At 46.6% G+C, this 10,462-nt stretch carries 9 protein-coding genes and 1 rRNA gene; all 10 read left to right on the top strand.

The annotated features are described in order from the left end of the window. Positions 1-65: 65 nt before the first annotated feature. Positions 66-182, top strand: a 5S ribosomal RNA gene (rrf, locus tag B9A22_RS24470). 437 nt (positions 183-619) lie between these two features. After that, positions 620-1,678, top strand: a complete 1,059-nt coding sequence (locus B9A22_RS24465) for a hypothetical protein (RefSeq protein WP_084578547.1) — start codon at positions 620-622, stop codon at positions 1,676-1,678. Between the two features lie 206 nt (positions 1,679-1,884). Continuing rightward, the gene (gene ilvD / locus B9A22_RS24460; RefSeq protein WP_084578546.1) at positions 1,885-3,543 is read left to right on the top strand and encodes a dihydroxy-acid dehydratase; all 1,659 of its coding nucleotides are present in this window, start codon (positions 1,885-1,887) and stop codon (positions 3,541-3,543) included. Positions 3,544-3,845: 302 nt separating this feature from the next. Continuing rightward, entirely contained in the window at positions 3,846-4,526 is a 681-nt protein-coding gene (locus B9A22_RS24450; RefSeq protein WP_281252442.1) for a LacI family DNA-binding transcriptional regulator, read from the top strand. Beyond that, positions 4,507-4,866, top strand: coding sequence for a LacI family DNA-binding transcriptional regulator (locus B9A22_RS26465; RefSeq protein WP_281252441.1), 360 nt, complete (start codon positions 4,507-4,509; stop codon positions 4,864-4,866). Before B9A22_RS24450 ends, B9A22_RS26465 begins: the two co-directional genes overlap by 20 nt. Position 4,867: 1 nt before the next feature. Further along, positions 4,868-5,815, top strand: a complete 948-nt coding sequence (gene rbsK / locus B9A22_RS24445) for a ribokinase (protein ID WP_084578544.1) — start codon at positions 4,868-4,870, stop codon at positions 5,813-5,815. Continuing rightward, positions 5,812-6,207: a D-ribose pyranase gene (gene rbsD, locus B9A22_RS24440; protein WP_084578543.1), complete on the top strand. Its 396-nt coding sequence runs from the start codon at positions 5,812-5,814 to the stop codon at positions 6,205-6,207. Before rbsK ends, rbsD begins: the two co-directional genes overlap by 4 nt. A 9-nt stretch (positions 6,208-6,216) precedes the next feature. Beyond that, complete coding sequence (locus tag B9A22_RS24435) at positions 6,217-7,710, top strand: sugar ABC transporter ATP-binding protein (protein ID WP_084578542.1); 1,494 nt, start codon at positions 6,217-6,219, stop codon at positions 7,708-7,710. 4 nt (positions 7,711-7,714) lie between these two features. Further along, positions 7,715-8,665, top strand: a complete 951-nt coding sequence (locus B9A22_RS24430; RefSeq protein ID WP_342747879.1) for an ABC transporter permease — start codon at positions 7,715-7,717, stop codon at positions 8,663-8,665. A gap of 232 nt (positions 8,666-8,897) precedes the next feature. Further along, a complete protein-coding gene (gene rbsB, locus B9A22_RS24425) occupies positions 8,898-9,836 on the top strand; it encodes a ribose ABC transporter substrate-binding protein RbsB (protein WP_084578540.1) in 939 nt (312 codons plus the stop codon). The last annotated feature ends 626 nt before the right edge of the window (positions 9,837-10,462 follow it).

Genomic DNA, 10,462 nt, shown 5'->3' with positions numbered 1-10,462 from the left:
TGCGCAATGCTTTTCTTCTGTGAAGTTTTCAGGGAATATACCTTAACCGGATATTCACCTGTATATCCAGTGACGATAGCTGTGGGGTTCCACCTGTTCCCATACCGAACACAGTAGTTAAGCCCATAAACGCCGAAGGTACTTGGCTGGAAACGGCCTGGGAGATTAGGAAGTTGCTGGTTACGAAAACACCTACTAAATATGTAGGTGTTTTTTGCTGTCTCAAAGTTTAGACCGTTCAGAGTGCTCCAGCTGCAAGGCGGAAGCGAGGACGTCTCCGTAGTCGTACTGGAAGTACGTCGGAGGGGACGCCCGCAGTGACAACGAAGCAGATGGGGTGCTATGGACGGTCGTAGTAGCCGAAGGTACTTGGCTGGATTGGCCTGGGAGATTAGGAAGTTGCTGGTTACTAAAGTACTCACGAAAGTGAGTGCTTTTTTGTTATATATAGCGAAAAAGCATAGACCGTTCAAATAGCTAATTGACATACCCTAAATCCTGGCATATAATAAGAATACAAGAAAAAACCCCACCCACTATTCGCGGGTGGGGTTTTTTCAGGTCGCGGAAGTAAGTAGCATTTGTTTAGTTACTTTATTTACGAAGGAATGGTATTAGAATGGAAAAATATCAAAAGCATGGTATTAACCCTTTTCTTATCAGTGTAGCTACAGGTCAGGATGTAGATAGTATACTGTTGCGTCCGACTGTTGCCATGTTGCCTGGCAAACATCCTAGACATATCTATAAACATATCAAAGAGATAAATAGGGAGTTTCCCGAAAACATTTTTAGACTGACATGTAAGTCCTGTGGTAAAAGTGGCGATTATGACTTTGGCACTATGGTGCTATCAGCAATACCCGATAAAAGTAAGAATATGGCGGACAAGCTTCAGGCAGTCGGCTATTTTCGCTGCAAGCATTGTAATAGTGCGGGTGAGTGGGAACTATCTCAACATATGCAAACAGTGCTTGCAGGGAAAATGGCGGCAGCTGCTATTACGGGCGATAGCGGCGTAGTCTTTGGTCAGGCGCTTATTGATGGCGAATTTGCACCACGTTGGGGCAGTGATGCCGAAAATTATTTTTTAAATAAACTCTGCAAGAACCCGAAAGACTCTTATATTTGGAATCGATTAGGGAATATATACTACAAGGGCAAGCGCCCGGAATTAGCCGCTTGTGCATATGAGCAGGCACTATTGACCGATATGGGGCAGGTAGAGTCTCATTTTTCTCTGGGGCAAATGCTGCTGGATTGTGGCGAGCTTGAAATTGCGGCAGAACATCTGAGGCAGGCGGTGGCTTTTGCTCATCAGTATAAATCACTGCCGGCTGTTGATCTTAGAGAACTTGTTGTTGGCGCCTTAACAGTATTGCTTACTATCTATAATCAAAGTAAGAAAAAAATTGATGTGTTGCCAAGCCCTAATGAGTTAGCTTTAGCTAGCTTTACTAAAAGTGAAATTGCCGCGACAGCTAAGTTTGATTTTGAGATTGATACAAACCGCCGCGAAACCCTTTATCCGCTAGCTGAAGTATATTTGGGCGCACGCCGGGATGAATTGTCTCCAGAGGAGCGAACTGCACACATTCCTCGCCCTAGGGCTGCCTGGCCGGTAGGGAGTAAAGTCAACAAACAAAAGCCCTCAAAGAAAAGTAAAAAAAGAAGCTAAAGATAAGCAAGTAGGTCATCTTCTTATGAAAAAAGACGATGACCGATTTTTTCTTTACAATCAAAGCAATTTCTGGATAGCCGTCAAATAGAGAAGGATTTGCCGGTATTTTGTTGAATACTTAATGCAATGTTAATACTAAGGCCACCAAATAAAGATAATTGTACGTGACAGGTGGCAGTCTACTATCAGGAGGAGAAAATTTTATGTCGTTAAAAAGCAATATAGTCAAAAAAGGCTCAACCCGGGCGGCTCACCGTTCGTTATTTTATGCTATGGGCTATACTCCCAAAGAATTAGAAAAACCAATGATCGGAATTGTTAATGCTTTTAATGAAATTATCCCTGGACATATGCATCTTAGAGATGTGGCCGAAGCTGTAAAATTGGGTGTGGCTGCAGGCGGCGGCATGCCGGTAGAGTTCCCGGCCATTGGTATTTGTGATGGCATTGCCATGGGGCATGAGGGTATGAAATATCCGTTACCCAGCCGTGAGCTTATTGCCGACTCCATTGAGGCAATGGCTATTGGCCATAGGTTTGATGGATTAGTGCTTATCCCCAACTGTGACAAGATTGTGCCAGGTATGCTGATGGCAGCTGCCAGGCTGAACATACCCTGTATTGTAATGAGTGGTGGTCCCATGCTTGCCGGGCGTTATCAGGGACGGGATATCAGTGTCAGCAGCATGTTTGAAGCTGCCGGACTTTTTGAAGCGGGTAAGATTACAGCTGGCGAGTTAGATCAGATGGAGAAAGCTGCTTGTCCAGGCTGTGGCTCATGCGCCGGGTTGTTTACAGCCAATACCATGAACTGTATGACAGAGGCACTCGGTATGGCCTTGCCTGGTAATGGCACTATTCCGGCAGCTCATTTTGGTGCTCGGCGGATGATGGCCAAGCAAGCAGGAGAAATAATTGTTGATTTAGTGGAACGGGACGTTAAACCACGTGAAATTATGACGATTGATGCCTTTAAAAACGCCATGACTGTTGATATGGGGATTGGTGGTTCCTCCAACACAGTGCTTCACTTGACCGCGATTGCCTACGAGGCTGGTATTGAATTACCATTATCGTTATTTGAAGAGATTAGTGCCAAGACTCCTTACATCACCAAGCTGAGTCCAGGTGGTACCTATCATATTCAGGATCTTAACGAGGCTGGTGGTATTGCGGCGGTTATGAAAGAGCTTTCTAAAGGCGGTGGTATTCATACTGACGCACTGACGGTGAGTGGTACAATCGCTGATCGAATTGAATATGCCTCTATTTATCGGCCTGAGGTAATCAAGACAGTGGAAGAGCCATATCGCAAAACAGGTGGTATCGCTATTTTAAATGGCAACCTGGCTCCGGAAGGCGCTGTTGTAAAAGAAAGCGCAGTAAAGGAAGATATGCTCACATTTGAAGGAGTTGCGCGCGTATTTAACTCTGAAGAGGAAGCTATAGAAGCCATTATTGGCAAAAAGATTAAAGATGGCGATGTTGTGGTTATTCGCTACGAAGGCCCTAAAGGCGGTCCGGGCATGAAAGAAATGCTTAATCCGACAGCCATAATTGTCGGTATGGGACTTAAGGTGGCGCTCTTGACCGATGGACGTTTCAGCGGCGCTACCCAAGGTGCATGTATTGGACACATTTCCCCTGAAGCTATGGAAGGCGGCCCTATTGCGCTATTGGAAGACGGAGATATCATTGATATCGATATTCCGGGGCGCAAACTGGAGGTCAAGGTAAGTTCGGAAGACCTGGCTAAGCGTAAAGCAGCGTGGGTTAAACCTGCACCCAAAGTCACTACTGGATATCTGGCCAGATATGCTAAACTGGTTTCTTCAGCTAATACCGGAGCAGTACTTAAATAAATTATTGAATAATAAAGAGCAGTCCCGCATGGGGCTGCTTTTTATTTTCCTGATAGAAAGTATAACTTTCCCTGGATAAGGCAACATCGACTTCCGCTGTCGTCAAAGGCTCGGCGCAAGCCGTGTTTTCTTTAGCAATCTTATTTGTATATAGTGCAAATTTTTTGCAAACGCGAGCAGGAATTTCGAAAAACACGTAGTAATATACCAGTAAACGTTTACGAAAACGTTTACAATAGGAAATGTCTCTGGTGCAAATACAAACTTGATGCGGTTTCAAAGGCTCAACAGGAGATTAAAAAATGAAATACGGGAAAACTACAACAACAATTAAGGATGTCGCCCGAGCGGCTGGAGTTTCGATAGCTACAGTTTCTCGAATCTTAAATGGCAATGCCGGGGTGTCAGAAGAACTGGCGGCACGGGTAACGGCGGCGGTAAACCAACTGGAATATCGACCCAATGCCGTAGCTAGAGCGCTCAAAGAAAGAAAATCACGCAGCATCGGGCTCATTATCCCCGATATTGAAAATCCATTTTTTCCAGCGTTGGTCAGAGGTGTTGAAGATGCTGCCAGGCAGCATGGCTATGCTGTGATTTTATGCAATACTGACGGTAAGCCGGCTGAAGAGGAACGTTATATCCAGTTTCTATTTAGCAAGCAGGTGGACGGAATTCTATTTATTGGCGGTGCGGACAGTGAAGGTAATTTAGAGCTACTATCGGCATTACCCATGCCTGTAGTCACGCTGGATCGGCGCTCAGCCGCCACCAAATTGAGTGCTGTGGTGTGTGACAACTACGAGGGCGCTATGTTGGCTGTTAAGCATCTTATAAGTCTTGGTAGGCAACAAATTGCTTTTATTGGTGGACCGGTTCGGTCTTCATCGGCGATTGACAGGCGACGGGGTTTTTTTGATACCCACAGCCAACAGAGAATGCCGGTAAATGAGCAGCTGCTGGTTGTTGGTATATACTTTTGACAGCGGCTATAAAGCAGCCATCGCGCTTATTGACAGCCAACAGTCGTTTGATGCTATTTTTGCTGCCAATGATATGATGGCTATTGGTGCTATCGAAGCTTTGACTGAGCGTGGATTAAAAATACCTGAAGATGTGGCTGTTGTCGGCTATGACGACATCAGAATGGCGGGGTGGTATAAGCCGGCGCTTACCACTGTACGCCAGCCTGTATATGACATGGGGTTGGCTGCCGTAGAGATACTTCTTAAGCAAATAACCGGCGCTAAAACAAGTGTTTGTGAGCAAAAGTTTATGCCGGAGTTGATTGTGCGCAAATCTTCCGGCGCTAAGGAGGGCTAAGATGAATCAGAAACAAACTGAGAATATTCCAGTAATGGTGGTTGGCAGTCTCAATTTGGATTTGGTGGCTACGGCAGATAGGCTTCCCGTGACCGGCGAAACAGTGTTTGGCAGAGAGTTTGCTACGTTTCCTGGCGGGAAGGGCGGCAATCAGGCTGTAGCTGCAGGTAAATTAGGGGCTAAAGTAACCATGGTGGGTTGCGTGGGCCAAGATGCTTTTGCGCAAGAACTGATAACAAGCTTGAAGCAAAACAATGTAGATACGGCCTATGTCCGAAAGGTTGATACATCTACCGGCACGGCGCTGATTACTGTTGGTGCGTCTGGAGCCAATACGATTGTGGTGGTGGCTGGAGCGAATGCCTATTGCAGTAAAGCAGATGTGGATAAGGCTTTGAAAAGCTTTGCCAAGCCGGGAATTTTGCTGGTACAGCACGAAATCCCGCCAGAAACTGTACAGTATGCTATCAAGGTGGCAAAAGAAGCTGGCTGGACAGTAATTTTAAATCCGGCTCCTGCCTGCGCAATTTCCGAGCAGACATTGGCGTTAGTGGATATCATTACTCCTAATGAAACCGAAGCTGCCGTAATTACCGGCTGTCAGGTAAATTCGCCCGTTGAGGCGATTACCGCTGGCAAGAAGCTGCTTTCCCTTGGTGTTAAGGCTGTGGTGGTTACCTTGGGCAGTCTGGGGGCGATTTGTATTACGGCTAATGAAATAGTTCAAGTACCGTCAATTACTGTTGAGGCAGTTGATACAACAGCTGCCGGTGATGCCTATACCGGTGCTCTGGCGGCGGCATTATCCGAGGGCCGCGAACTGAAAGACAGTCTACAATTTGCTGCTGTGGCCGCCGGGCTGTCGGTAACCCGCAGGGGAGCTCAACCAGCTCTGCCGTGGCGGCGGGAAGTCGATCAATATATCAGCCAGTTGGAGGTTAGTAAATGAAAAAGCTAGGAACGCTCAATCAACCGATTAGTGAGGTCATTGCCGGTATGGGGCATGGCGATATGCTGGTTATTGGTGATGCCGGCCTGCCAATACCGTCTGGTGTTCGTCGTATAGATTTAGCGCTGACGCAAGGAGTTCCAGAGTTTTTGCGTACTCTTGAGGTTATATTAAGCGAGCTGCAAGTGGAAAGTGCGGTTATTGCCAGTGAAACGGCTGCGGTCAGTCCTGAAATTTATGACGGTATCAAAGCTCTATTATCAGCTACTCCAACCGTGTTGGTAAGCCACGAAGAATTCAAACAGCTAAATCGTCAGGCTGTGGCTATTATCCGCACAGGTGAATGTACGCCATATGCCAACATTATTTTAAAATCTGGAGTAACTTTTTAGGAGGCCGATGTGAATAATCATGTGCTTCTTGAGATGCGAGGGATTATCAAAGAATTTCCGGGTGTAAAGGCTCTGAAAAGTGTCAACTTTTCCCTTGCAGCCGGTGAAATTCACGCCCTTTTGGGTGAGAATGGTGCCGGAAAATCAACACTTATGAAAATACTCAGCGGCGTGTACCAAAAAGACGCTGGTGAAATAGTGCTTAATGGCCAGACGATTGAGATAACCGGCCCTCGTCAGGCACAGGAACTAGGGATCGGGATTATCCATCAAGAACTCAATCTAGTGCCGGAACTTACTGTCATGGAAAATATTTTTCTTGGGCGAGAACCGCTTCGCGCTCTTGGCTTTGTTGACTGGAAGACCATGCGCGAGCAGGCGGCGCAGGTGTTGGCACGTCTCTGTTCAGATATTTCTCCAGACACCGTTGTCTCAGAACTGAGCATTGGTGAACAGCAAATGGTGGAGATAGCAAAGGCCTTGTCATATGAAACCAAAATACTCATCATGGACGAACCTACTGCTGCTCTTACCGGACGTGAGACTGAGCATCTTTTTGGCATCATACGCCAGTTAGCAGCAGGCGGTGTCGGTATTGTCTATATTTCGCACCGGATGGAAGAACTGTTTGCCTTAAGCAGCAAAATAACGGTGATGCGTGATGGCGCCTATATCGGCACTGTCAATACGACTGAGGCTACATTTGATCAGTTGGTAAAAATGATGGTCGGGCGAGAAATGACTGCCCGGTTTCCCAAGGAGGCGGCGTCCCTGGGCGCTGAAGTACTTAGAGTTGAGGGCTTATCCCGCCAAGGAGTGCTTGATAATGTCACTTTTTCCGTACACGCAGGGGAAGTAGTCGGGGTTGCCGGACTTATGGGTGCAGGCCGCACGGAAATGGCCAGAGCGGTATTTGGTGCTGACCCAGTAGACAGCGGTACTATCAATGTTGCCGGCAAACCGACCACGATAAAAACTCCTGCCGACGCCATCAGGGCAGGAATTGGTTTAATTACCGAAGACCGGAAACATCAAGGCTTAATCTTGTCGCTGTCGGTAGGAGAAAATATTTCGCTGGCTGCCCTGGATACCGTAAGTAGCCAGACCTTCGTTTCTAGTAAGGCTGAAGCCGGGATTGTCAACAGCCAAATTGATAGACTAAGAATCAGGACACCAGGGGCGGCAGCGCTGGTAAAAAACCTGAGTGGTGGCAATCAGCAAAAAGTGGTTATAGCAAAATGGCTGTCAACCAGTCCTAAAGTATTGATTATGGATGAACCCACGCGGGGTGTGGATGTTGGCGCCAAAGCCGAGATTTATCAAATCATGAATATGCTGACAGCTGCCGGGGTGGGTATTTTGATGATTTCATCAGAACTCCCTGAGGTGTTGGGAATGAGTGACAGGGTATTGGTCATGCATCAAGGCCGTATCTTGGCTGATATGCCGGTTGCCGTAGCAACCCAGGAAAAAATAATGGCTTATGCGGCCGGAGGGGAGTAATTTTGTGGCTGCAGAACAGTTAAAACCGAAACTTAGTGCTACTATAATTCGAAAAATGGGGCCGCTGTTAGGCTTGCTCTTAATCAGCCTGGCACTGGCGCTCCTGTCTGACCGATTTTTAACAGTAAACAATCTGCTCAACGTAACCCGACAAGTTTCATTAAACGCCATTATCAGTGTCGGCATGACGCTTGTCATTCTCACCGGCGGTATTGATTTGTCGGTAGGCTCTATTGTGGCCATGGCTGGGAGTATTACCGCCGGACTTATGGCTGCCGGTCAGGGTATGGGGACAGCGGTAATTGCCGGTATGGTCGTCGGCAGTATATTGGGTTTAATTAACGGCCTCTTAATTACAAAAGGAAAAATACCGCCATTTATCGCCACCATGGGTATGATGACAGTAGCCAGAGGCTACACGTTGGTGTATACCGAAGGACGGCCGATTACCGGTCTGACAGAAGACTTTCGCTGGCTGGGCGCCGGTTATATCATGGGGATTCCTGTGCCTGTTGTCATTATGGCACTCATCTTTATTTCCGCCTACTTTCTCCTTAAGAAAAACCAGCTAGGCCGCTATATTTATGCAATTGGTGGTAATGAAGAAGCAGCTAGGCTGTCTGGCATTAGCACTAAAAAGATATTAGTCACGGTATATACTCTCTCCGGGCTCTTGGCTGGGCTAAGCGGAATTATTCTTACTTCGCGTCTTAATTCGGCACAACCCACTGCCGGCATGGGGTTTGAGCTTGATGCCATTGCTGCCGTTGTTTTAGGTGGCACAAGTCTCGCCGGTGGATTAGGCACAATAGGCGGTACGCTGGTAGGAGCCATGATTATCGGGGTTCTTGATAATGGGCTCAACCTGCTTAATGTATCCTCTTTCTATCAGCAGGTAGCCAAAGGAGCGGTTATCTTGCTAGCAGTATTACTCGACCGCAAACGCGATAAATGAGACTTGATTCAGATGGGGTTCTAACCCCATCTGAATCTTAGTCGAATTATCCAGGGACTAACCCGTTCTAATACTCCCTCCTGCAGAGGACGGGAGTATTAGAACGGGTTAGTCATCGGATAAATAGCCAGAATACAGCTGTTTGCATTTGCCTGGCAAGAAGGGAGGGGAGTTCAAGGCAATCGCCGGTTTTCGATTTCCATTCTGACTAAAATATCAAGGGGGAGAAAAAATGTTTAGCAATCTGCGTAAAAAGAGTGTTTGGGCTTTACTACTAGTTATGGTTATTAGCATGAGTCTCATTGCCGGCTGCGGCGGCAACCAATCCAAAGAGCCGGCTCCGGCTGCAAAAAAAGCAGTGGTTGGTTTGGCAGTATCCACGTTAAACAACCCATTTTTTGTTGACCTGAAAGACGGGGCTAAAGCTGCTGCTGACGCTAATGGTCTTGAGCTTGTCGTTATGGACGCGCAAAATGACGCTTCCAAACAATTGGCCAACATTGAAAACCTTATTCAGCAAAAGGTAAGTGTTATTATTGTTAACCCGGTTGATTCCAAGGCGATCGTTCCCGCTATCGAAGCTGCCAACAAGGCAAATATCCCGGTAATCACTGTTGACCGCGGCGCTGCCGGCGGTACAGTTGTAAGCTCCATTGCCTCTGACAATGTTGCCGGCGGAAAAATGGCTGGCCAACTCATTGTTGACAAACTGGGCGGCAAAGGCAAGGTTGTAGAACTTGAAGGTATTCCAGGAACTTCGGCTGCCAACGATCGTGGCAAAGGCTTCAACGAAGCCATCAAAGCAGCAGCAGGGATAACTGTAGTTGCTAAACAGCCAGCCGACTTTGATCGTGCTAAAGGTATGAAGGTTATGGAGAACATCCTTCAGGCCAACCCCGAAATCAACGCGGTATTTGCTCACAACGACGAAATGGCACTGGGCGCTCTTGAAGCTATTAAAGCCGCCAAACGTGCTAATGTAATGGTGGTTGGCTTTGATGCTACCGCCGATGCTGTTAAAGCTGTAAATGAAGGTGGATTAGCTGCCACTGTAGCTCAGAAACCAAAGGATATGGGAAAAATCAGTATCGAAACAGCAAAAAAAGTAATTGCTAAGGAAACTGTGCCTGCTGCAATACCAGTCGCGCTTGAGCTGGTAGTAAAAAAATAGATCATGATAGAAAACACGGCTTGCGCCGAGCCTCTGGCGAAAGCGGAAGCCGATGTTGCCCCTATCCAGGCGTAAGTTATACTTTCTAACAGGATAACAAAGAGACAGGTGTAAGCCTGTCTCTTTTGTTCGGTTTACCCTAACTAAAAATGCAATAATATCCGATTCTCCAAGGCTTAATTCAAACGGTGAATTCTTTGTTTTTTCAAAATTGCGTGAATAATAATTGACATGCCAGGTTACAATATGCTACGATAGAGTGGCCGACAACCCCTTAGAGCGCTACTACTTATAGGGAAACTGCGTGCAGAATGTATTGACACGATATAATAGGTGTGTTAACATAAGTAGATTGTCAAGCGCGGCGATAAGATGTAAGAAAAAATATATTGACACAGCTTCGAAAGTCGTGATAATATATAAAAGCTGTCGCTGAAGAATGTGACACTAAATACCAAGAATAAAGATGTTGACACGATGAAATAAGCGTGATAACATATAAAAACGTCGCGGCACTGAAGCCAGTGCGAACGACAACAACTGTTCCCTGAAAACTGAACAATGTAAAGTAATGCATCATAAAAAATGCCAGATGTGCGTGCGTGTCGCAAGACACAAACCAAAAA

This window comes from Sporomusa malonica, assembly GCF_900176355.1.
Lineage (GTDB): Bacteria > Bacillota > Negativicutes > Sporomusales > Sporomusaceae > Sporomusa > Sporomusa malonica.
This window is presented reverse-complemented; position numbering and strand designations above follow the sequence as displayed.